Origin of the sequence: Caulobacter zeae, assembly GCF_002858925.1 — a bacterium.
Lineage (GTDB): Bacteria > Pseudomonadota > Alphaproteobacteria > Caulobacterales > Caulobacteraceae > Caulobacter > Caulobacter zeae.
Genome location: NZ_PJRS01000036.1, coordinates 14746 through 36728, shown reverse-complemented (window position 1 = coordinate 36728; position 21983 = coordinate 14746). Strand labels below are relative to the sequence as shown.

Genomic DNA, 21983 nt, shown 5'->3' with positions numbered 1-21983 from the left:
GGATCAGTAGCGCAGGCGCGCGTTCAGGAAGAACACGCGGCCCAGCACGTCGTAGACGGCCGGATAGCCGCTGTTCGACGGCGAGGCGTTGCCGCCCAGGATCGGATAGGCTTCCTGGGTCAGGTTCTTGACGCCGCCGGTGAAGGCCAGGTTGTCGTTGACGTCCCAGTCGGCCGACAGGTCGAAGTAGTTCTTCGCGCCGATCTTCTCGACCGTGTAACGGGTCGCCGGAGCATCGTCGATCACGTCGTCCAGGTGGTTCCAGACGAGGTTCACGCCGACTTGCTTGAAGCGCCAGTTGGCCGAGGTGCTGATCTTGTGGCGCGGGATCGGGTTGACGCCGGCGCCCGAGCAGCGCGTGCCGAACTTGTCGGCGCACTTGATCGGCTGCGAGATCTCGTCCGGGATGATCGTGTATTCCCAGGTGTTGGTGTACAGCGAGCGAACCGCCAGCGAACCCCAATCCGGCAGGCCGAGGTCTTCCAGCTGCGTGCGGTAGGTGACGCCGAAGTCGAAGCCTTCGAGGTTACGCGCCGCGACGTTCTGGTTGATCGACGAGACGTAGTCGATCGAGCCGTTGCCCAGGCGGTTGATGGCCTGGCAGTACGGCGAGTTCGGGTTGCCGTTGACGATCGGGCCGTAGCAGACCGCCATCAGGTTGGCCGTACCGCCGCCGAAGGTGTCGATGGCGTCCTTCAGCTCGATCTTGAAGTAGTCGAGGGTCAGCGACAGGCCCGACACGAAGTGCGGGGTGTAGACGATGCCGACCGTGGTCGTTTCGCCCTTTTCCGGCTTCAGGTTCGGGTTGCCGCCCGACAGGGTCTGGGTCTGCTGGTTGGCGTTGAGCACGCCGACCTGAGCCGCCGCGACGCCCGAATTGATACAGGCCTGGCGGACCTGGGCGTTCGGGTTGGCGCGCGCCGAGCAGGGGTCGGTCGAGGTCGGGAAGCCGTTGCTCTGCGGAGCGTACAGTTCGCCGATCGACGGAGCGCGGATGGCGCTGTTGTACGACACGCGGACCATCACGTCGTCGATGGGCTTCCAGGTGCCGGCGACCTTGTAGGTCTTAACCGGGTCGGGCTGGGTGGTGTAGTCCGAGATACGGCCGGCCAGTTCCAGGTCCAGCGACTTGACCAGCGGCAGGTCCTTCAGGATCGGCACGGCCAGTTCGGCGTAGGCTTCGTAGACGTCGAAACGACCCGAGACCGGCGGGCTGGCGTTGAAGCCGGTCAGGTTGCCGGTGGCCAGGTCCTGGCTGGGGTTGAAGGCGAAGTCTTCGGCGCGATACTCGGCGCCGACGGCGAAGCCGATCGGGCCGGCCGGCAGCGAGAACATGTTGCTGGTGTCGCCGTTGAACACCAGGCCGGCATACAGCTGCTCGTAGTCTTGCGACGAGTTGATGCGGGTCTTGATGAAGTTGGCGGCGGCGGCCGAGATGTTGCCTTGGCCGAACAGGTTGATCGGCGCGCAGCCGCCCGACGGGTCAAGGCAGCCGGTGCCCGTGGCGTTCAGCAGCAGGGCCTGCTGGATGCGGGCCAGGCTGGTGTCGCCCAGCAGCGAGTTGCTGCCGTGGGTGTTGCCGTACTGGAAGTAGGTGTCGAAGCCGCCGTTGATGGCCTCGATCTCGCCCTTCAGGCCCAGCTGGACCTGGAAGCCGCTGAAGTCGAAGCGCGAGACGCGCGGGCCGACTTCCGACAGGCGGCGGTTGAAGACGCCGGTGACGGTGTCGTAGAGGCCGTCGCCGTCGCTGTCGACGTCGGTGAAGGTGCCGGCGGTCCACGAGGCGCTCGACGGGATCGTGTAGGCGGTGCTCGAGCCCAGGCTGTTCAGCGCGGTCTTGGCGGCGGCCGTCAGGAACGGGTTGTTGTCCAGCGTGAAGCGGAAGGTGCGGTTGCCGATCGGGGTCGGCGCCAGCTGGGTGACGACCTTGCTGCTGACGAAGTTGCCCTTGGCGTAGGCGGTCAGGCCCGGCTTGAGCTCATAGCTGGCCAGCGAGGTGACCGAGTAGCGCTCTTGCGGGGTCTGGACGTAGTTGACCGGGGCGAAGTTGTAGGTGTCGGTCGCCGCGTTGTAGAGGCGCACGTTGCCGTTGCTGAGGAACAGCGCGGTGTTGGCGGTGTTGTTGGCCACGCCCGGCAGGGTCACGAAGCGACCCGCGACGAAGGCGCCGACCTGGCCCGGCTCGTTCGAGCCTGACCCGCTGGGGACCAGGCCCGTGCGGGCGGCGTTGTCGCCCCAGGCGGTGCTGAGCATGCCGCCGCGCTCGCCCTGGGTCAGGGCTTCACGCTTGTTGTAGCCCAGGCTGAGGACGACATTGCCCTTCTTGTCGCCGCCGAAGTTGGCGCCGAAGGTCATCGAGCCCGAATAGATCGGGGCTTCGCCCTTGTCGGTGGCCTGATAGCCGGCCGACACTTCCATGCCCTCGAAGTCGTCCTTCAGGATGAAGTTGACGACGCCGGCGATGGCGTCCGAGCCGTACACGGCCGAACCGCCGCCCGACAGCACTTCGATGCGCTTGATCAGGGCCGGCGGGATCAGGTTGATGTCAACCGAGCCGGCTTGGGTGGTCGGGGTCTGGCGCTTGCCGTCCACCAGCACCAGCGTGCGGTTGGAGCCAAGGCCGCGCAGGCTGACGGTCGCGGTGCCGTTGCTGCCGTTGTTGACCGTCGAGGTGATGCCCGGAACGGCCTGCGGCAGGGTGTTGATCAGGTTTTCGGTGTTCACCACGCCCGACTGTTGCAGTTCCTTTTCGCCGACGGCGGCGACGGGGCTGCTGGAGGTCAGGTCAGGACGCGCGATGCGCGAACCGGTGACGACGATTTCCTCGACCGCGGCAGGTTCTTCCTGCGCGAAAGCCGGCGAGGCCACCACGGCGGGCGCGATCACGCCACAGAGCAGGGTGGACGCAAGCAAACGCTTACGCATGGACAAGGCGTGCAACATCAGACCTCCAAAAACTTATCGCGGCGCCGCTCGTGTTCCCCCGCGCGGCGCATTTTGCCCCCCCGCATCGGGCTCGAAGCGGGTCTGCGCGCATGAACGTCGTTTGACGAACCGGGGTCAATCTTGCCCGGGAGGGCCGGGTTACATTTAGTTCACACTGTAACAAATGGGACGCACTCTGCCCCAAATGCGCCATATATAGCCACCTTATCGCCCATTATGGTCGAAAAGGACGTTGAATTGTTGCTGTAAGAGAAACATTTCTTATCGATAATCGAAAACACCCACCTAGAAGGCGTCTCAAGCATCGGTGGGCGTTTGTTGCAGCTTAACTAGCCGCTGAATGGTCAAACTTTGCGTAGTCGACGGTATACGAAAACTACGGTTCGCCAGATTTAAACTCAAGCTGCCCCATCGCAGAACATTGCGATTTGGCGACAAATGGACAGCATCCGGCGCCTCGCGCGCCATGCGTCGCGAGCCGGCGCCTGCTTTTTCGGCGCCAGCACCCTGTGTCCAGCGAGGGGCGATTGAACCGGCGAACATCGATCTGTTAGCTAGAACCCGTCGCCGCCTCCGCCGCGACGGGGGAGATTCGCCGTGCACCACATCACCCGATGACGGCCGCAAGACCGACCTTGCGCATCCGCGCTGATCTCGATCCCGCGACCTTCGCCGACACCTTCGCCTGCGAGGGCGTGGTCCAGATTCCGGTCTTTCTCGAGCCCATCGACGCGACCGCCGCCGGCGATCTGCTGGAGGGGATCTCGTCCTGGGCCATCGTCGCGCCCGACGAAAAGAACGAGACCCTGGTCATCACCAACGAGGCCATCCGCAAGTTCGGCGACGCGGCCGTGCGCCAGTTCCTGCAGAGCGCGCTGAAACGCGCCTCGCGGGGGTTCTCGTTCATCCACCTGTCCTACCCGATGCAGGACGAGTACGCGCGAGACCCCTCCCCGCCCGTCCACGCCCTCACCGAACTGGTGCAGAGCCGGGCCTTCCTCGACTTCGGCGCCCAGGTGATCGGCGTCCCGCACGTCGCCGGCGTTCGCGCCCAGGCCTCGAACTACCGGCCCGGCGACTTCCTGACGCTGCACGACGACAAGCACGGCCGCGACACGCGCCTGGCGGCCTTCACGCTGGGCTTCACCCAGGGCTGGCGTCCCGACTGGGGCGGCCAGCTGCTGTTCCATGACGCCGAGGGCCAGATCGAGCGCGGCCTCCTGCCCGGCTTCAACGTGCTGACCCTGTTCCGCGTGCCGCGCCCCCACTCGGTGGCGCCGGTCGCCGCCTACGCCGCCGCCAAGCGCCTGTCGGTCACCGGCTGGCTGATCGACGAACCCGGAGCGCCATGATGCCGCCCATCCGCCTTCCCTCGCGCCGCGCCCTCGCGGCCACGAGCCTCGCCGCCGCGCTGGCCGTGGGCGCCGCCCAGGCGGCCGCGCCGGTCGTCCGCGACGTCGCCCCCGCCCTGAAGGCCTTGCTCGACTGCCGGAAGATCGCCGAAAGCGACAAGCGCCTGGCCTGCTACGACACGGCCGTCGACACGATCACCGCCGCCGAGAAGAAGGGCGACGTGATCATCGTCGATCGTCAGCAGGCCCAGGCCGCCCGCCGCCAGGCCTTCGGCCTCGATCTATCGGCCCTGTCGGTCTTCGACCGCGGCGACAAGCCCGAGGAGGTCGACCGCATCGCCGGGCAAGTGACCAAGGCCGTGCGCGGCGCCGACGGCCGCTGGATCCTGACCCTGGCCGACGGCGCCACCTGGCGCCAGGCCGACGACCGCGACCTGTCCTCGCCGCCCAAGGCCGGCTCGAAGGTCGAGATCCGCAAGGCCGCCGCCGGCAGCTACCTGATGAACATCGACGGCCAGACCGCCATCCGTGCGCGGCGGGTGGTCGGCCCCTGAACCGCTCCAGCCAGGACCTTCCACGATGATGAAGTACCTCGACACGGTCCGCGAACTGCTCGTCGTCTATGTCGTCATCCTGCTGGCCGCCGCCGGCGCCTATGCGTTCTTCGAGGGCAAGCCCTATCTGGACGCCATCTGGTGGGCCTGCGTCACAGCCACCACCGTCGGCTACGGCGACTTCTACCCGGCGACGCCCGGCGGGCGGGTGGTCGCCGTCATCCTGATGCACGTCACCCTGCTGCTGATCCTGCCGCTGCTGATCGGCACCATCTGCTCGCGCTGCATCAAGGACGCCAACGAGTTCAGCCACGCCGAGCAGGAAGAGATCAAGGCGACGCTGGCGCGGCTGGAAGCCAAGCTCGCCGAACGAGACTAGGCCACCGCCAGACAGGCTTCGCGCAGCCTGGCCAGGGCCTTGGGCGTATCCTTGCGCAGTCCTGCGCGAAGCATGGCCTTGGGGATCGCCCAGTCGACGGCCAGGCGGTTTTCGTAGAACACCCGCGTGCTGGCGCCGCCGTTCAGGGGCAGGAGGCGCCACTCCCCCTCCTCGGCCTTCAGATCGCCCTCGACCAGGCGAAACCGGATGCGCCGCCGCGCGTCGTAGTCCGACCGAAAGACGATGCGCATGCGCGGAAAGAACAGGCTCTTGCGCGTGACGTGCTCGCGCACGTCCCAGCCCTGCTTCTGGTCACCCGACAACACCGCGCAGCGTTCGAGATTGGTGATCATCCGCGCCGCGCTCGCGCAATCGGTCAGCACCGCCCATACCCTGTCCGGCGACGCGGGAATGTCGACGACGCCGCGGACCCGACCGCCGGTCGCACCGGCCGGATCAGGCGCGACCTCGGCATGGGCCTCGCCGCGGGACAGCGTCGCCTGGGCCTGCGGCGACAGGTCGAAGGCCGCGACCGGCGACGCGCCGAAGAAGACCAGTGTCAGGATCGATAGCGTCCGCAACGGCGCCTCCAGGAAAGGTCCCCGGAGGTAGCTACGTGACCGACAGGCGATCAGATGCTCGCCTTAGCCCACCCGCTTCATGCTCAGGATCTGGACCGGCGCCTTCAGCATCTCGTCCTTCATCGCCTCGGTATAGGCGGGGCCGCCGGTGGGCATGGCCAGGATCTTCTTCACGATCGGCAGCCCCTCGACGACGGTTCCGAAGGCGGCGAAGCCCTGGTTGTCGCCTTTCCCGCCCGGATGGGCGTCGAGATAGGGCATGGCGCTGGCGCAGATGAAGAAGTCGCAGGTGGCCGTGCCGGGCGCGTTGCGGGCCATGGAGATCACGCCCGGCTTGTGGCGGATGCCCGTCTTGGTCGTGCTTTCGTGAGCAATGGGCGCGAAGCGGCGCGCGCGTGGCGGCGGAGCGCCCTGGATCGAACCCGCGCCCTTGACGCCCTTGGTGCGCGAGGCGCGATAGAAGGTCCCGCCGTCGTACTTCTTGCCGTCGACATAGCGCAGGAAGTTGGCCGAGGTGATCGGGGCCTTCTTGTCTTCCAGCTCGACAACGATCAGGCCGGCGCTGGTCTGGATCGCCACGCGCGGCTTGCCGGCGGCCAGGGCCAGGCCGGGCGTCGCGACGACGAGACCGGCGGCGCCGATCAGGGTGCGGCGGGCGATATCGGTCATGGTGGGCGTCCTGGTCTGTGGTGCGTGATCCTCGTCCTTCGACAAGCTCAGGATGAGGATCAAGGCAAGCGGTGTGAGCCGTAAAAGGCGAGGCCGTCACTAGAAACCTCATCCTGAGCTTGTCGAAGGAAGAGGTTTCGCCGCTCAGACCTTCCCCCACCCCCCGCCGCCCGGCGTCTCGATGACCACGCGATCGCCGGCCGACACCTGCGCCTCGTCGGTCGCCGCCAGGGTCTGCACGCCGCCGTCGGCCCGCTCGATCCGCGCCAGGCCCAGAGCCCCGCTGGCCCCGCCGTGCAGGCCGAACGGCGGCACGCGGCGGCGGTTGGACAGCAAGGTCACGGTCATCGGCTCGCGGAAGCCGATGGTGCGCACCACCCCATCGCCACCCCGATGCTCGCCGGCGCCGCCCGAGCCGCGCCGGATCGAGAAGGCCTCGACCCGCACCGGATAGCGGCTTTCCAGCACTTCCGGATCGGTCAGGCGGCTGTTGGTCATGTGCGTCTGGACGGCGTCGGCGCCGTCGAAATCCGCCCCCGCCCCGGCCCCGCCGCAGATGGTCTCGTAATACTGCCGCCGCTCGTCGCCGAAGGTGAAGTTGTTCATCGTGCCCTGCGCCGCGGCCATCACGCCGAGCGCGCCATAGAGGGCGTCGACCACCACCTGGCTGGTCTCGACATTGCCGGCCACAACCGCCGCCGGATAGCGCGGCTTCAGCATCGAACCTTCGGGGATGACCAGCTCGACCGGCCGCAGGCAGCCGTCGTTCATCGGGATCTCGTCGTCCACCAAGGTGCGGAAGACGTACAGCGCCGCCGCCCGGCAGATCGAGGCCGGGGCGTTGAAGTTGGTCGGCACCTGGTCGCTGGTGCCGGTGAAGTCCACGCGAGCGGTGCGAGCGGCCTGGTCGACCGTGATCGCCACCTTCACCACGCTGCCGTCGTCGAGTTCATAGGCGAACGCGCCGTCCGACAGCCTGGCCAGCACCCGGCGCACGGCCTCCTCGGCGTTGTCCTGCACGTGGGCCATGTAGGCCTCGACCACGTCCTGGCCGAACTCGGCGACGAGGCCGGTCAGGCTCTCGGCGCCGCGGGCGCAGGCGGCGACCTGGGCCTTGAGGTCGCCGATGTTCTGGTCGGGATTGCGCGCCGGCCACTTGCCGGAGGCCAGCAGCGCCCGCGTTTCGGCTTCCAGGAACCGCCCGCCTTCGACCAGCAGGAAGTTCTCGATGAGGACCCCCTCCTCCTCGACGGTCTTGCTGCCCGGCGGCATCGAGCCCGGCGTGATCCCGCCGATGTCGCCCTGGTGCCCACGCGCGGCGACGTAGAACAGCAAGGCCTGGTTCGCATCGAACACCGGCATGACCACCGTCACGTCCGGCAGGTGGGTGCCGCCGGCATACGGGGCGTTGAGCATGTAGACGTCGCCCGGCTTCATGCCCCGGCCGTCGCCGGTACGCCCATCGCGGATCGCCCGCACGCTGTCGCCCATCGAGCCCAGGTGCACGGGCATGTGCGGGGCGTTGGCGATCAGGTTCCCGTCGCGGTCGAACAGGGCGCAGGAGAAGTCGAGCCGCTCCTTGATGTTCACCGAATAGGCGGTGTTCTGGAGGGCGAAACCCATCTCCTCGGCCACGGCCATGAAGAGGTTGTTGAACACCTCCAGCATGACCGGATCGGCTTCCGTACCGGCCGCGCGGCGCGGGGCCAGGGCCTCGACGCGGTCGAGGATCAGGTTCAGGTGCGCATCGACCTTGGCCCGCCAGCCGGGCTCGACCACGGTGGTGCCGGTGCTCTCGCGGATGACGGCCGGACCGGCGACCTCGGCGCCAATCGGCATCTCGTCCCGATCGAAGACAGGCGTCGCATATGACGATCCGGCCAATCTGACATCGACCTCGGCAAGACGCTTTGGCGCTCGCGTAGACGCACTGGATTTAGGTTCCAGCGCCGAACCGGCGTCGGCATGACCGATCGCCTCGACGCTGAGGGTCTCGACCACCAGAGCCGTCGCCGGCGAGACGAAGCCGAAGCGGCGCTGATGCAGCGCCTCGAAGGCCGCCTTGACGCCTTCCGCATCGGTCAACGGAACCCGCAGCGGGGTGTCGGTCCCGGCATACTTCACCAGCAGGGCGGCCTCGGTCTCGACCGTCACCAGCGGCGCGTCCTGGGCGCGGAGGGCCGCCTCGGCTTCGGCGGCCAGGGCGGCGGCCCGTGCCGGCAGGGTCGCGGCGGCTTCGTCGAGGCGCTGCTCGACCGTGGTCTCGCGTAGCAGGCGCAGGTCGGCCAGGCCCATGCCATAGGCGCTGAGCACCCCGGCGAATGGGTGAATCATCACGGTCTTCATGCCCAGGGCGTCGGCCACCAGGCAGGCATGCTGCCCGCCCGCCCCACCGAAGCAGGCCAGCACGTAGCGGGTGACGTCGTAGCCCCGCTGGATCGAGATCTGCCGGACGGCCTTGGCCATGTTCTCGACGGCGATGGTCAGGAAGCCCTCGGCGATCTGCGCCGGGCTCATGACGCGACCGGTGGCCGCCGCGATCTCGCTAGCCAAGGCCGCGAAGCGCTCGACCACCACGTCGCGGTCCAGAGGCTGGTCGGCGTCGGGCCCGAAGACGTGCGGGAAGAACTCGGGTTGCAGCTTGCCCAGCATGACGTTGCAGTCGGTCACCGTCAGCGGCCCGCCGCGCCGATAGCAGGCCGGACCCGGATTGGCCCCGGCCGAGGCCGGGCCCACCCGCAGCCGCGCGCCGTCGAACGAACAGATCGAGCCGCCGCCGGCCGCCACGGTGTGGATGTTCATCATCGGCGCGCGCATCCGCACGCCCGCCACCACCGTCTCGTAGGCCCGCTCGTACTCGCCGGCATAGTGGCAGACATCGGTCGAGGTGCCGCCCATGTCGAAGCCGATGACGCGGGTGAAGCCAGCTTCGGCCGCCGTCCTGGCCATGCCGACCACGCCGCCGGCGGGGCCGGACAGGATGGCGTCCTTGCCGCGGAAGGCCCGTGCGTCGGTCAGGCCGCCGTTCGACTGCATGAAGAACAGGCGCGTTTCCTGCCCCAGCCGCGAGGCCACCTGGTCGACGTAACGGCGCAGGATCGGCGACAGATAGGCGTCGACCACCGCCGTATCGCCCCGCCCGACCAGCTTCATCAGCGGGCTGACCTCGTGGCTGGCCGAAACCTGGGTGAAGCCGACCTCACGGGCGATGGCGGCGACCCGCGCCTCGTGGTCGGTGAAGCGAAAGCCGTGCAGCAGCACGATCGCCACCGCCCGGAAGCCCGCGTCATACGCGGCCTTGAGGCCTTCTCGGGCGGCGGCTTCGTCCAGCGGCCGCACCACCTCGCCGTCGACGCCGACGCGCTCGTCGATCTCGATGACGCGGGTGTAGAGCGCTTCGGGCTTTACGATGTTGCGGTCGAACAGCTTGGGCCGGGCCTGCTGGCCGATGCGCAGGGCGTCGGCATGGCCCTGGGTGATCGCCAGGACCGTCGGCTCGCCCTTGCGTTCCAGCAGCGCGTTGGTGGCCACCGTGGTGCCCATCTTCACAGCGTCGACCGTCCCGCCGCCACCCTGTTCGAGCAGGGCGCGGACCCCCGCGACGGCGGCGTCTTCGTACTGCTCGGGATTTTCCGACAGCAGCTTGTGGGTGACGAGGCGACCATCCGGCCGGCGCGCGACGACGTCGGTGAAGGTGCCGCCGCGATCGATCCAGAATTCCCAGCCGGTCGCGGACAGCGTGTCTTGGGTCATGAGGCGGGAAACTCCGGATCGTTCGACCCGTGAATAGCTCCCGCCCCCGCCTACGTCATTACCCGAAGAGGCCCAGCAGGCTCGCGATCCCCCACAGGCCCAAGCCAAGGAAGATCAGCGCCGCGCCGATCCGCACATACTTCAGAGGCACGATCTTCGTGGCGGCCTCGCCCAGGTACACGGCCGGCACGTTGGCCAGCATCATGCCCAGGGTGGTGCCGGCGGCCACCAGGGTGACGTTGTGGAACTGGGCGCCCAGGGCCACGGTGGCGATCTGGGTCTTGTCGCCCATCTCGACCAGGAAGAAGGCGATGGCCGTGGTGGCGAACACGCCGTAACGGCCGACCGCGCCGCCGTCCTCGTCGTCGGCCTTGTCGGGGATCAGCGCCCACGCGGCCATGGCGATGAACGAGATGGCGATCAGCCACTGGAACCAGGCCCCTTGCAGGTACTGGGCGACCAGCGAGCCGGCCAGCGCCGCCAGGGCGTGGTTCAGCAGGGTGGCGACCAGGATGCCCAGGATGATCGGGATCGGCTTCTTGAACCGCGTGGCCAGGATGATGGCCAGAAGCTGGGTCTTGTCGCCGATCTCGGCGATGGCCACGACCAGGGTCGAGACGAGCAGGGATTCCATTGAAACACCGTTGCGGGGCCGAGCGCAGACAAGACAACAGCGACCGTTTCCCCGCCCAGCCCGGACGGAAAACGACGCCATTGGTCTCGCCAAGAAAGCTGTCGGTGCTTCCTTCGCCCGCGCCATGCTCCGAAGAACAAGTGTGTTGACGGGGGCCCCGCTGATAGGCGCGGGCGGCTACTCCCCAAGGGATGCGCGGCGTGTACCCGCAGCCGCCGCCCTGATCAAGCAGAGAGCCATTCGCAAGTGGCGGGGTGATCGGCTGGCGGGGATCTTGCCGGGGGCGAAAACCTCGTCCTTCGACAAGCTCAGGGTGAGGTTTTTCATCTGTCCGCGCCTGCCATGATCCTCATCCTGAGCTTGTCGAAGGACGAGGATCACGCACGCCCCTACTCCGCCACCGGCGCTTCGAACCGCAGCAGTTGGATCGCCACCCGCACCTTGCCGGAAACGAAGCTGCCGCCCGCCGCGGTGATCACCACCGGCGTGTCGGCGTAGAAGGCGCTGGGTCCGACGACTCCGATGTTGCTGGCGTTCAAGGCGACGCCCAGCGCACTGCCGAACTTGCCGGTCTCGCCGGCGATTCCGCAGTTGTAGGAGATCGCGCCGGTGACGGCCGCGCTGGTGCGGGTCGAAACGCCCAGCACGATCGCGCGGGCCGGGATGACGGCCGCCGTGGTCACCGACGCGCCGCTCAAGGTCGCCTCGGCCTCGACGATCTCGACGCGCACCTCGGCCCCGAACGGCGAGCGGGCGGCGGTCAGGCTCCGGAAGGTCGACGACAGCGCGACCCAGGCCGAGCCGGTGAACACGGCCATCTAGCCTTCGTCGGCGATCCAGGCGGTGAAGCCGGCGGAGGGCGCGATCGCCTCCCAGGCCCCGGCCTCGAACCGCATCAGGCTATGGGCAGGCGCGGCGGCCCAGTCAGCGCCGGTCGCGGCGGCGGGACGGATCCACATCGCGCCGTCGGCGGGCGCTGGCGGCTGGTCGGTGAGCGTACGGCTGACGACGCACGGCTGGACCAGGCCGTCGAGGCGCGCGAGGCCCTCATTGACCGTGACATGCTTCTGGGCTTGCCCCGCGGCCACGTAGGGCAGCGAAAGGCGGGGCGTGGCGGCGTCGGACATCGGGCGCTCCTGGCGGTTTCGAACCCGCCAAGGATCGCCGCGCCGGAGTCGCCGGGGACGAAGCCGCCTTCGTCCCCGGGTCTGTCCCCGTCCTACTCGGCGGCGAAAGCCAGGCGGTTGCCGGCCGTCAGCGCGGTCTTGGCGGCCAGTTCGGCCTTTGCGTCCTCATATTCCTCCGCCAAGCGGGCGATGCGTTCGGCGACGGGGAGCACTTCCTTGATCGCGCCGATGCCCTGGCCCGAGCCCCAGATGTCGCGCCAGGCCTTTGCGTCCTGGTTGCCGCCCGAGCCGAAGCTCATCTTCGACGGATCGCTTTCCGGCAGGTTGTCCGGGTCCAGGCCCGCGGCGACGATCGACTGGCGCAGATAGTTGCCGTGCACACCGGTGAAGAGGTTCGAGTAGACGATGTCGCTGGCGTTGGCCTCGGTGATCGTCCGCTTGTAGGCCTCGGGCGCATTGGCCTCTTCGGTCGCGATGAAGGCCGAGCCGATATAGGCCAGGTCCGCGCCCATGGCCTGGGCGGACAGGATCGAGCGGCCGCTGGCGATGGCGCCCGACAGGGCCACCGGGCCGTCAAACCAGGTGCGGATTTCCTGCACCAGGGCGAAGGGCGAGATGGCGCCCGCGTGGCCGCCGGCCCCGGCCGCCACCGGAATCAGGCCATCGGCCCCCTTCTCGATGGCCTTGCGGGCGAAGCGGTCGTTGATCACGTCGTGCAAGGTGATGCCGCCGTACGAGTGGATCGCCTGGTTCAGGTCCTCGCGCGCGCCCAGCGAGGTGATCACCACCGGCACCTTGTATTTCACGCACAGCTCGATGTCCTGCTCGAGCCGGTTGTTGGTCTTGTGGACGATCTGGTTCACGGCGAACGGGGCCGAGGGCATGTCCGGATGGGCCTTGTCCCAGGCGGCCAGCTCCTCGGTGATCCGGGCCAGCCATTCGTCCAACTGCGACAGCGGGCGGGCGTTCAGCGACGGGAACGAGCCGACGATGCCGGCCTTGCACTCGGCGATGACGAGGTCCGGATTGCTGATGATGAACAGCGGCGAGGCGATCACCGGCAGGCGCAGACGGTCACGCAGGATGGGCGGCAGGGCCATGGGACGGGGGTCTCCTCATTCCGCGACGTCACGCGCCGCGCATGTTAACAGCGTTAGCTTAAACGCCTGTTCATGGGACTTGCAAGCGCTTGACCTCCGTGGCGGCAGGCGCGCAACTGCGTCAAAATAGAAGAATGCCGCACCGCAGGAGAACCCCGTCGTGAGCGAGGCGCCCGCCCAACTGGCCGACGACTTCGGCCCGCCCGACGAAGCCTTGGCGCAGGCCAAGTGGTTGAAACTGGTCGAGAAGACCCTGAAAGGGGCCGATTTCGACGAGACCCTGGTGCGCGCCACGCCGGACGGCGTCGCCATCCGCCCGCTCTACACCGCCGAAGACGCCGTGACCGTGGCCCGCGACCTGCGCGCCCGCGACATCGACCGTCCCTGGGACCTTCGCACGAAGGTCGCCCATCCTGACGCCAAGCACGCCAATGGCGAGATCCTGAAGGATCTGGAGAACGGCGCGGCCTCGGTGCTGCTGGCGCTGGATCCGAGCGGTCAGGGCGGCGTCGCCGTCGGTTCGCGCGAGGACCTCGCCGGCGTGCTGGACGGCGTGCTGCTGGACCTGGCGCCCGTGGCGCTGGACGCCGGGTTCCTGGGCCCCAAGGCCGCCGACTGGCTGGCCGCCCTGGCCAAGGCCGCGCCCAACGCGCCGCTGGCCTTCCACATGGACCCGCTGACCGCCTGGATGCAGGCCGGCGTCAGCCCCGGCCCGATCGAGAGCCACGTCTTTTCGGCCGCCACAGTCGGCGCGCGCCTCGCCGAAACCTACGCCGTCGCCAGCCTGTTCCTGGCCAGCGGCCGCGCCGTGCACGAGGCCGGCGGCTCCAACGCCGAAGAGCTGGCGGTCATGGCCGCCGGCGCGGTGGCCTACGCCAAGGCCCTGGTCCGCTCGGGCCTGTCGATGGACGAGGCCTGGTCGCGCATCGTGCTGGGCGTCAGCCTGGACGGCGAATACTTCACGGGCGTGGCCAAGGTGCGCGCCGTCCGCTCGCTGTGGGCGCAATTGACCCGCGCCTGCGGCGTCGACCTCCCCGCCCGCATCGAGGCCCGCTCGTCGCAGCGCATGCTGGCCCGGGCCGACGCCTGGACCAACCTGCTGCGCCTGACCGCGGCGGGCTTCGCCGGCGCGGTGGGCGGCGCCGACACGGTCATCCTCGGAAACTTCACCGACGCCATCGGCCTGCCGACAGCCTTCGCCCGCCGCCAGGCCCGCAACACCCAGCTCGTCCTGATGGAGGAAAGCCACCTGGGCCGCGTCGCCGACCCGGCCGGCGGCGCCTGGTATCTCGACACCCTGACCGACCAGCTGGCCCGCGCCGCCTGGGGCGGCTTCCAGGCCATCGAAGCCGACGGCGGGATCATCAAGGCGCTGGAAAGCGGGCTGATCGCCGACATCGTCGCCGAAACCCGCGAGGGGCAAGAGGCGTCCTTCGCCGACAAGAGCCGCAAGATCCTGGGCGTCACCGCCTTCCCCAATGCCGACGACAAGACGCCGGAGGTGGAGACGCCCGATCCGGCCGCCTTCGCCGTCGACGGTCCCGACCCCCGCCTGCCCGGCCCCGACAGCCGCTGCCCGGCCCTGACGCCCATCCGCTTCGCCGCCGCCTTCGAGGGAGCCTGAGCCGTGAGCAAGTTCCCCGACTTCGCCGATGTCGCCTTCGAGACGCCCGAACCCGCCGCCGCGCCGGAAGCGGGCAAGGCCTGGAGCACGCCCGAAGGCGTCGACGTCGCCCCCGCCTTCACCGCGCAGGATGCAGCGGGCCTGGACTTCACCGACGGCCGCCCCGGCGTCGCGCCCTTCGTGCGGGGCCCCTACCCGACCATGTACGTCACCAACCCGTGGACGATCCGCCAGTACGCCGGCTTCTCCACGGCCGAGGATTCAAACGCCTTCTATCGCCGCAACCTGGCGGCCGGTCAGATGGGCCTGTCGGTGGCCTTCGACCTGGCCACCCACCGCGGCTATGACAGCGACCACGAGCGGGTGAAGGGCGACGTCGGCATGGCCGGCGTGGCCATCGACTCGATCCTCGACATGCGCACGCTGTTCTCCGGCATCCCGCTCGACAAGATGAGCGTGTCGATGACCATGAACGGCGCGGTGCTGCCGATCCTGGCGCTCTACATCGTCGCCGCCGAGGAGCAGGGCGTTTCGCCCGACAAGCTCTCGGGCACGATCCAGAACGATATCCTCAAAGAGTTCATGGTGCGGAACACCTATATCTATCCGCCCGAGCCCTCGATGCGGATCATCTCGGACATCTTCGCCTTCACCTCGGCGAACATGCCCAAGTTCAACTCGATCTCGATCAGCGGCTACCACATGCAGGAGGCCGGGGCCTCGGCCGACCTGGAGCTGGCCTATACCCTGGCCGACGGCATCGAGTACGCCCGGGCGGGCGTGGCGGCCGGCATGAGCATCGACGCCTTCGCGCCGCGCGTGTCGTTCTTCTGGGCCATCGGCATGAACTACTTCATGGAAGTGGCCAAGATGCGGGCCGCCCGCCTGCTGTGGGCCCGCCTGATGAAGCGCGAGTTCGAGCCCAAGGACGACCGCTCGCTGTCCCTTCGCACCCACAGCCAGACCTCGGGCTGGTCGCTGGCCGCGCAGGACGTGTTCAACAACGTCTCGCGCACCTGCGTAGAGGCCATGGCCGCCGTCAACGGCCAGACCCAGAGCCTGCACACCAACGCCCTGGACGAGGCCCTGGCCCTGCCGACCGATTTTTCGGCCCGCATCGCCCGCAACACCCAGCTGTTCCTGCAAATGGAAAGCGGCACGACCCGCGTCGCCGATCCCTGGGGGGGCAGCTTCTATGTCGAGCGCCTGACCCACGACCTGGCGGTCAAGGCCCTGGCCCACATCGAGGAGGTCGAGGCCGCCGGCGGCATGGCCAAGGCCATCGAGCAGGGCATCCCCAAGCTGCGCATCGAGGAAGCCGCCGCCAAGACCCAGGCCCGCATCGACTCCAATCGCCAGAGCGTGGTCGGCGTCAATCGCTACAAGCCAGAGGTGGCGGACGTCATCCCGATGCTGAAGGTCGACAACAGCTCGGTGCGCAACCAGCAGCTCGAAAAGCTGGCCCGGCTGAAGGCCGAGCGCGATCCGGCGGCGACGGAAGCGGCGCTGAAGGCGCTGGAGAACGGCGCGCGCGGGTCGGGCAACTTGCTGGCCCTTGCCGTCGACGCGGCCCGCGCCAAGGCCACCGTCGGCGAGATCAGCGACGCGCTCGAGCGCGTGTTCGGCCGCCACCGGGCCGAGATCAAGTCGATCCGGGGCGTCTACATGAAGGAAGCCGGTTCCGACCCCACCACCGCGCGCGCCAAGGCCATGGTCGAGGCCTTCGCCCAGGCCGACGGCCGCCGCCCCCGCATCCTGGTCGCCAAGATGGGCCAGGACGGCCACGATCGCGGCCAGAAGGTGATCGCCACCGCCTTCGCCGACCTCGGCTTCGACGTCGACATCGGCCCGCTGTTCCAGACGCCGGCCGAGGCCGCCCGCCAAGCGGTAGAGAACGACGTCCACATCGTCGGCGCGTCTTCGCTCGCGGCCGGTCACCTGACCCTGGCCCCGGAACTGAAGGCGGAGCTCGGCAAGCAGGGCCGCGCCGACATCATGATGGTGGTCGGCGGCGTGATCCCGCCGCAGGACTTCCAGGCCCTGCGCGACGCCGGCGCCGCGGCGATCTTCCCCCCCGGCACGGTGATCGCCGAGGCGGTGATCGAGCTGCTCGACAAGCTGAACAAGCAGCTCGGCTACACCCAAGGCGAGGCGGCTTAGCGGCCGCCTGCATCGCTTCTCCATCGCAGGCGCCGTGCGGGCTGCACGCCCGCGCCTTCCCCTAGCCCTTGCCAACAGCGAGGAGGGCGACATGCGACAGGCGAAGACGCGGACGACCATGCCGAGGGTGGTCGTGGGAGCCCTGTTCTGCCACCTGGCGCCGTCGATGTTCCTGGGCGCAGTGTACGGCCTGTTCGTCCCCGGCGGCTCGGAGATCGACGGCGAGCCCTTCAACGCCATGCTGGCCGGGCCGGTGTTCGGCCTGATCTTGGGCTGGCCCTACGTCGCCGCCGGCCTGGCCGCCTGGGCTATCCTCGACCAGATCGACCAGCATCATCCGTGGGCCGCCGCCCTCGCCGGCCTGGCCGTCGGCGCGAGCGTCGCCTGGTTCTCGTTTCGCGACGGTCTCTTCTTCGACCTGCCGATCGCCTGGCCGCTCTGCATCGGCGTCGGCCTGCTGACCGGCCTGGGCGTCTGGTGGATCGTCTACGGCCGCCAATGGATGCTGAAACCCGCAGCCCCGCCGCCCCGCAGCCGTCTCGTGCTCTGAGCGCACGGCGTTACGCGCCCGCCAAGGCCGTGCTATCGTCCAGCCATGAACGCCCTGGCCCGCGCGCTCGAAACCTCAGAACCGCACCGCTTCACGCTGGAAGACGTCCTGCGCATGCAGGACGCCGGCATTCTCGACGCCGACGCCAGGGTGGAACTGATCGACGGGGGGCTGGTCGAGATGGCTTCGGAAGGCGCCGAGCACACGCGCGTCAAGATGCAGATCGCCAAGGCGTTCCTGGCTCAAGCCGGACAAGCCATAGAAGTGATCGTGGCCTCGACGTTACGGCTCTCGGCCACCTACGCACCCGACCCCGATCTTTACGCCTATGACGCCCGATTGCCGCTGAACACGATCGGCGGGCGCAATGTCGGCTTGGTCGTCGAAATCGCCCAAAGCACGATGGCCAAGGACCTTTCGGTGAAGGCGGAGTTCTATGCCGAGCATGGCGTGCGCGACTACTGGGTAGTGGACGTCAACAGCGCCGAGATCGTCGTGCACCGCAGCCTCAGCGGCGGCGTCTATCGCGACGTCGTGCGTTATTCGGCGCGAGACACGATCACCTCGGTGGTGCTGCCGGGGCTCAGCCTTTGCCTGGCCGACCTGCCGCCGATCCGCTGACCGACTAGCGCTTTCCAGCCTTCGCCTTCTTCTTCCGGCGCTTGAGATCGACGTCCTCGGGCGCGCCGTGGCGGGCCTCGATGTCCTTTTGCAGGGCCTTGGCGGCCATCAGGTGACCGGGGAACAGCGTATCGATCGCCCAGCCGACGACGGGCACGGCGCTGGTCGAACTGTCGAACAGCATGTAGGCGGCCATCCGCGCCACGGTGGGCAGCGAGGCGCGGGCCTGCCAGGCGTGATATCCAAGCACGGCCGCCGCGCCCAGGCTGTAGGCGGTGTTGGCGCCCGGCACCCAGGCCAGCACGCCGTCGAGGCCGATGCCGATGGGGCCGACGCCGATCAGCCGGTCCGACAATCGCTTGATCGTCTCGGCGTTGCGCCAGGCCTTGTGCGCCCGCTGTCGATGGCCGGCGGGGCCCTCATCGATTACTTCGCCTTGCAGTACGGCTTCGTCGGTCATGCTGTCTCAACGCCTCGCCGCAAGCTTGGTTGTCAGCCCAGGAACACCACCCGGCGCTTTTCCTTGCCCGAGCGGATCCGCTCGAGCAGGTCGCGATATTCGGCCGTGCCTTGGGCTTCCTTGCGCGCGCCCTCGAAGTAGATCGTGTCGTCCATGTGCTTGATCAACATGCCGCCGGCCCACTTCTGGCCGGTGAACAGGGTGTCGGCCACCGCGCCCAGGCCGGGCGGCCCCAGCGGCAGCAGGGCGTCGATCAGCAGCACGGCTGTCATCTGGATCAGCACCATCGGCGCGGCCCTGGCCCGAACGCCGTCGAACAATAGCACCCCGCCCGCGCCCAGCGAGTACAGCGAGCCCGCCCCGCCGAACCACGCGAGGATGCCGTCCAGGCCGATGCCCACGGGTCCCACGCCGACGATGTTGTCGGACAGCTTGACCGTGCGCTCGACGCTGCCCCGGATGTTGTGCAGGTCGAGATGCGATTTGGCGAAGAACAACGGCCAGCCCCCCCAGCTTCAGCGCGGGCAATCTGCCTCAAGGCCAGGCTTGCCGAAAGCCGGTTTCCCGCCTGAGGGGAAACTTCGCCGTATCGTCACGCGTGCAACGCCGGAGCCCCTCGCGGCGCGCCCCGTTTATGCTTAACTATGCGCCATGAGCGAAGGACCCGCAGGCATGCTGATCTCGACCACCCCGTTCATCGAGGGCCGTCCGGTCAAGGAGTACAAGGGTGCGGTCTATTCCCAGGCGATCCTGGGCGCCAACGTCGTGCTCGACCTGCTGGCCTCGATCCGCGACTTCATCGGCGGCCGCTCCAGCTCCTACGAGCGGGTGCTGGAACGCGCTCGCGAGGACGCCCTGAAGGGCCTGATGAAGGAAGCCCAGAAGGTCGGCGCCAACGCCATCCTGGCGGTCGACCTCGACTACAACACCGTCGGCCCCAACGGGCAGATGATGATGGTTTCGGTTTCCGGCACGGCGGTCGTCCTCTAAGTCGGAGGCGTGCCTCCGCCCGTCCTCGACATCGCCGATCTCGAACGCCGCCTCTTGGCTGGCGAGCGCGCGGCCCTGGCCCGCGCCATCACCCTGGTCGAGAGCCGCCGGATCGATCATCAGGCCGCCGCCCGCGAGCTTCTCCAGCGCCTGATGCCGCGCACCGGCGGCGCCCAGCGCGTGGGGATCACAGGCGTCCCCGGCGCGGGCAAGTCGACCACCATCGAGAGCCTGGGCTGCGCCCTGACCGCCGCCGGCCATAGGGTGGCGGTGCTCGCGGTCGATCCGTCGTCCGGCCGCCACGGCGGCTCGATCCTCGGCGACAAGACGCGGATGGAGCGGCTGAGCGTCGATCCGAACGCCTTCATCCGCCCCTCCCCGTCCGGCGGGGCGCTGGGTGGCGTGGCGCGCAAGACCCGCGAGGCCATGTTGCTGTGCGAGGCGGCCGGCTTCGACGTGGTGATCGTCGAGACCGTGGGCGTGGGCCAGTCCGAGACCGTCGTCGCCGACATGGTCGACATCTTCGTCGCCCTGCTGATCCCTGGCGGCGGCGACGAACTTCAGGGCATCAAGAAGGGTCTGATCGAGCTGGCCGACCTCCTGGTGATCAACAAGGCCGACGCCGATCCCACGAAGGCCGAGCGCTCGGCCCGCGACTATCGCAACGCCCTGCACATCCTCACGCCCGCCCATCTCGACTGGACGCCGCCGGTGCTGACCGCCTCGGGCCTGACCGGGTCCGGTCTCGACACACTGTGGGGCCAGGTCCAGCGCCACCGTGAGGTGATGACCGCCAATGGCGCGAGAGCCGCCCGCCGCGCCGACCAGGACGCCCGCTGGATGTGGGCCATGGTCAACGACCGCCTGGCCGAGGCCTTCCGCGCCGCGCCGGCCGTGGCCGCGCTGGTGGACGAAACCGAAGGCTCTGTGCGGGCCGGCGATCTGCCGGCCTCGGCCGCCGCCGACCGGCTGCTGAAGGCGTTCGGGCTGTAGACGACGCTCTCCGTTTCCGCGCCAATGCGCCAACGGAGGAAACCGATGGCGCTGATCCTGCACGCCCACCCGCTCTCGTCGTTCTGCCACAAGGCGCTGGTGGCGCTGTACGAACTGGACCTGCCGTTTGAGCTGCGCATGGTCGACTTCGGCGACCAAGCCTCGGCGGAGGCGCTCCGCGCCCTATGGCCGATGGCGCGCATGCCGGTGCTGGAGGATACGGGCCGCGGCGCGGTCGTGCCCGAGAGCTCGATCCTGATCGAGTACCTGCAAATCCATCACCGGGGCGCCGCCTCCCTGATCCCGCAGGATCCGGACCTGGCGCTGGAAGTGCGGGCCAGGGACCGCTTCTTCGATCTGTCGGTGCAGGTCCCGATGCAGAAGATCGTCAACGACCGCATCCGGCCAGTCGACGCCAAGGACCCGCATGGCCTGGCTGAGGCGAGAGCCCACCTTGCCACCGCCCTCGACATCGTCGAACGCGACATGGAGGGGCGCACCTGGGCGGCCGGCGAGGCGTTCTCGATGGCCGACTGCGCCACCGCGCCGGCGATGTTCTACGCCGACAAGGTCATGCCGCTGGCGCCGCAGCGCCCCAACGCCGCGGCCTATCTGGAACGACTGAAGGCCCGGCCCTCCTATGCGCGCACGCTGAAGGAGGCCGAGCCCTACATGCACTTCTTCCCGACGGCCTAAAGTCCAGACAGGAGAGAAAAGCCCTTGAGATCAGCACTTAACCGATCGTCATCCCGGATAAGCGGCCCGCTACGCGGACCTCCGGCCGGGATGACGATCTTTATAGCCAAGGCAATTGAGTACGGCCCCTAGGCCCCGGCCTCCCAGGCCAGGAATTCCGGCGTCTCCAGCAGGCGCTCGCAGTAGGCGCCCGCCGCGCCGGCGTCGCCGTAGTCCGACAGGTGCACGCCGTAGGTGCGGAAGCGGGTCGCGACCGGGGTGTAGAAGGCGTCGGCGATCGACCATTCGCCCAGCAGGAACGGCCCGCCCGAGCGCTTCAGCAGCTGGTTCCAGCGCTCAGTGATCTTGCGCACGTCCTTCTGCGTGGCTTCCGACAGGTCGGCGTGCTTGATCAGGCCAAGGTCCATGGGGCACTCGCCGCGCAGCGACGAGAAGCCCGAATGCATCTCGGCCGCCGCCGAGCGGGCCAGGGCGCGCAGTTCTGGATCCTCCGGCCACAGCTTGGCCTCGGGGAACTTCTCGGCCAGGTATTCGCAGATCGCCAGCGAGTCCCAGACCACCAGGTCGCCGTCCTTCAGGGCGGGAGCCAGCTTGCTGGGCGAGTGCTTGGCGATGTCGGCCTCGGTGGCGTCGCCGCGTCGCAGCTCGATCTCGATCTCCTTGAACGGCGCGCCGGTCCGCTTGAGCGCCAGCCAGGGCCGCAGCGACCAGGTCGACCACTTCTTGGTGCCGATGACGAGTTCCATGACGGTCTCCTGTTCGATGCAGACTGGCCTTCCGGCTTAACGCGCGTC

General features: G+C 68.6%; 21 protein-coding genes and 1 riboswitch. Of the genes, 10 read left to right on the top strand and 11 right to left on the bottom strand.

What is annotated here, in order from left to right:
• Window positions 1-3: 3 nt before the first annotated feature.
• Window positions 4-2943, bottom strand: coding sequence for a TonB-dependent receptor domain-containing protein (locus SGCZBJ_RS17160; protein ID WP_101719199.1), 2940 nt, complete (start codon window positions 2941-2943; stop codon window positions 4-6).
• Between the two features lie 638 nt (window positions 2944-3581).
• Here SGCZBJ_RS17160 and SGCZBJ_RS17155 point away from each other — a divergent pair.
• From SGCZBJ_RS17155 to SGCZBJ_RS26385, 3 genes are read left to right on the top strand one after another with little or no spacing between them, the layout of a single operon-like run.
• Window positions 3582-4298: a 2OG-Fe(II) oxygenase family protein gene (locus tag SGCZBJ_RS17155; protein WP_338065461.1), complete on the top strand. Its 717-nt coding sequence runs from the start codon at window positions 3582-3584 to the stop codon at window positions 4296-4298.
• A complete protein-coding gene (locus SGCZBJ_RS17150; RefSeq protein WP_133149282.1) occupies window positions 4298-4852 on the top strand; it encodes a hypothetical protein in 555 nt (184 codons plus the stop codon). Before SGCZBJ_RS17155 ends, SGCZBJ_RS17150 begins: the two co-directional genes overlap by 1 nt.
• Window positions 4853-4877: 25 nt before the next feature.
• Window positions 4878-5231 (top strand): potassium channel family protein, encoded by a 354-nt coding sequence (locus tag SGCZBJ_RS26385; RefSeq protein ID WP_101719196.1) that lies wholly within the window; start codon window positions 4878-4880, stop codon window positions 5229-5231.
• Here the strand turns inward: SGCZBJ_RS26385 and SGCZBJ_RS17140 are convergent.
• The 7 genes from SGCZBJ_RS17140 to SGCZBJ_RS17115 all read right to left on the bottom strand — a co-directional run bounded on the left by SGCZBJ_RS17140 (window position 5228) and on the right by SGCZBJ_RS17115 (window position 13095).
• Window positions 5228-5812, bottom strand: coding sequence for an SRPBCC family protein (locus tag SGCZBJ_RS17140; RefSeq protein WP_101719195.1), 585 nt, complete (start codon window positions 5810-5812; stop codon window positions 5228-5230). The two genes, SGCZBJ_RS26385 and SGCZBJ_RS17140, sit on opposite strands and share 4 nt — an antisense overlap.
• Before the next feature lie 63 nt (window positions 5813-5875).
• Window positions 5876-6481: a peptidylprolyl isomerase gene (locus tag SGCZBJ_RS17135; RefSeq protein WP_101719194.1), complete on the bottom strand. Its 606-nt coding sequence runs from the start codon at window positions 6479-6481 to the stop codon at window positions 5876-5878.
• A 144-nt stretch (window positions 6482-6625) separates the two neighbouring features.
• On the bottom strand, window positions 6626-10219 hold the full coding sequence (locus tag SGCZBJ_RS17130) for a hydantoinase B/oxoprolinase family protein (RefSeq protein WP_101719221.1): 3594 nt from the start codon (window positions 10217-10219) through the stop codon (window positions 6626-6628).
• Between the two features lie 73 nt (window positions 10220-10292).
• Window positions 10293-10868 carry a TMEM165/GDT1 family protein gene (locus SGCZBJ_RS17125; RefSeq protein ID WP_101719193.1) on the bottom strand — a complete coding sequence of 192 codons (576 nt, stop codon included), beginning with the start codon at window positions 10866-10868 and terminating at the stop codon, window positions 10293-10295.
• 62 nt (window positions 10869-10930) lie between these two features.
• Window positions 10931-11059: riboswitch (yybP-ykoY riboswitch) on the bottom strand.
• A gap of 198 nt (window positions 11060-11257) precedes the next feature.
• Window positions 11258-11686 carry a hypothetical protein gene (locus tag SGCZBJ_RS26180; RefSeq protein WP_240621548.1) on the bottom strand — a complete coding sequence of 143 codons (429 nt, stop codon included), beginning with the start codon at window positions 11684-11686 and terminating at the stop codon, window positions 11258-11260.
• Window positions 11687-11995 carry a DUF2793 domain-containing protein gene (locus SGCZBJ_RS26175; protein WP_240621547.1) on the bottom strand — a complete coding sequence of 103 codons (309 nt, stop codon included), beginning with the start codon at window positions 11993-11995 and terminating at the stop codon, window positions 11687-11689.
• A 92-nt stretch (window positions 11996-12087) separates the two neighbouring features.
• Window positions 12088-13095, bottom strand: coding sequence for an NAD(P)H-dependent flavin oxidoreductase (locus SGCZBJ_RS17115; RefSeq protein WP_101712541.1), 1008 nt, complete (start codon window positions 13093-13095; stop codon window positions 12088-12090).
• Between the two features lie 181 nt (window positions 13096-13276).
• Between SGCZBJ_RS17115 and SGCZBJ_RS17110 the strand changes: the two genes are divergently transcribed.
• The 4 genes from SGCZBJ_RS17110 (at window position 13277) to SGCZBJ_RS17095 (ending at window position 18050) form a co-directional block, all read left to right on the top strand.
• Window positions 13277-14719 carry a methylmalonyl-CoA mutase family protein gene (locus SGCZBJ_RS17110; RefSeq protein ID WP_101719220.1) on the top strand — a complete coding sequence of 481 codons (1443 nt, stop codon included), beginning with the start codon at window positions 13277-13279 and terminating at the stop codon, window positions 14717-14719.
• A 3-nt stretch (window positions 14720-14722) separates the two neighbouring features.
• A complete protein-coding gene (gene scpA, locus SGCZBJ_RS17105; protein ID WP_101719192.1) occupies window positions 14723-16879 on the top strand; it encodes a methylmalonyl-CoA mutase in 2157 nt (718 codons plus the stop codon).
• Between the two features lie 91 nt (window positions 16880-16970).
• Window positions 16971-17429 (top strand): hypothetical protein, encoded by a 459-nt coding sequence (locus SGCZBJ_RS17100; protein WP_133149281.1) that lies wholly within the window; start codon window positions 16971-16973, stop codon window positions 17427-17429.
• Between the two features lie 45 nt (window positions 17430-17474).
• Complete coding sequence (locus tag SGCZBJ_RS17095) at window positions 17475-18050, top strand: Uma2 family endonuclease (protein ID WP_101719190.1); 576 nt, start codon at window positions 17475-17477, stop codon at window positions 18048-18050.
• A gap of 4 nt (window positions 18051-18054) precedes the next feature.
• Here the strand turns inward: SGCZBJ_RS17095 and SGCZBJ_RS17090 are convergent, their stop codons facing one another.
• Window positions 18055-18510: a DUF4112 domain-containing protein gene (locus tag SGCZBJ_RS17090; RefSeq protein ID WP_101719189.1), complete on the bottom strand. Its 456-nt coding sequence runs from the start codon at window positions 18508-18510 to the stop codon at window positions 18055-18057.
• A gap of 32 nt (window positions 18511-18542) precedes the next feature.
• The gene (locus SGCZBJ_RS17085) at window positions 18543-19007 is read right to left on the bottom strand and encodes a DUF4112 domain-containing protein (RefSeq protein WP_101719188.1); all 465 of its coding nucleotides are present in this window, start codon (window positions 19005-19007) and stop codon (window positions 18543-18545) included.
• Window positions 19008-19182: 175 nt separating this feature from the next.
• Between SGCZBJ_RS17085 and SGCZBJ_RS17080 the strand changes: the two genes are divergently transcribed.
• Genes SGCZBJ_RS17080 through SGCZBJ_RS17070 form a run of 3 tightly spaced genes read left to right on the top strand, consistent with a single transcriptional unit; the run spans window position 19183 to window position 21189 of the window.
• Entirely contained in the window at window positions 19183-19500 is a 318-nt protein-coding gene (locus tag SGCZBJ_RS17080) for a heavy metal-binding domain-containing protein (protein ID WP_101719187.1), read from the top strand.
• Window positions 19501-19509: 9 nt separating this feature from the next.
• A complete protein-coding gene (meaB, locus tag SGCZBJ_RS17075; RefSeq protein ID WP_101719186.1) occupies window positions 19510-20493 on the top strand; it encodes a methylmalonyl Co-A mutase-associated GTPase MeaB in 984 nt (327 codons plus the stop codon).
• A gap of 45 nt (window positions 20494-20538) precedes the next feature.
• Entirely contained in the window at window positions 20539-21189 is a 651-nt protein-coding gene (locus tag SGCZBJ_RS17070; RefSeq protein ID WP_101719185.1) for a glutathione S-transferase family protein, read from the top strand.
• A 128-nt stretch (window positions 21190-21317) separates the two neighbouring features.
• On the opposite strand, the gene SGCZBJ_RS17065 is transcribed toward SGCZBJ_RS17070, so the two are convergent.
• The gene (locus tag SGCZBJ_RS17065) at window positions 21318-21935 is read right to left on the bottom strand and encodes a glutathione S-transferase family protein (protein ID WP_101719184.1); all 618 of its coding nucleotides are present in this window, start codon (window positions 21933-21935) and stop codon (window positions 21318-21320) included.
• Window positions 21936-21983 lie beyond the last annotated feature (48 nt).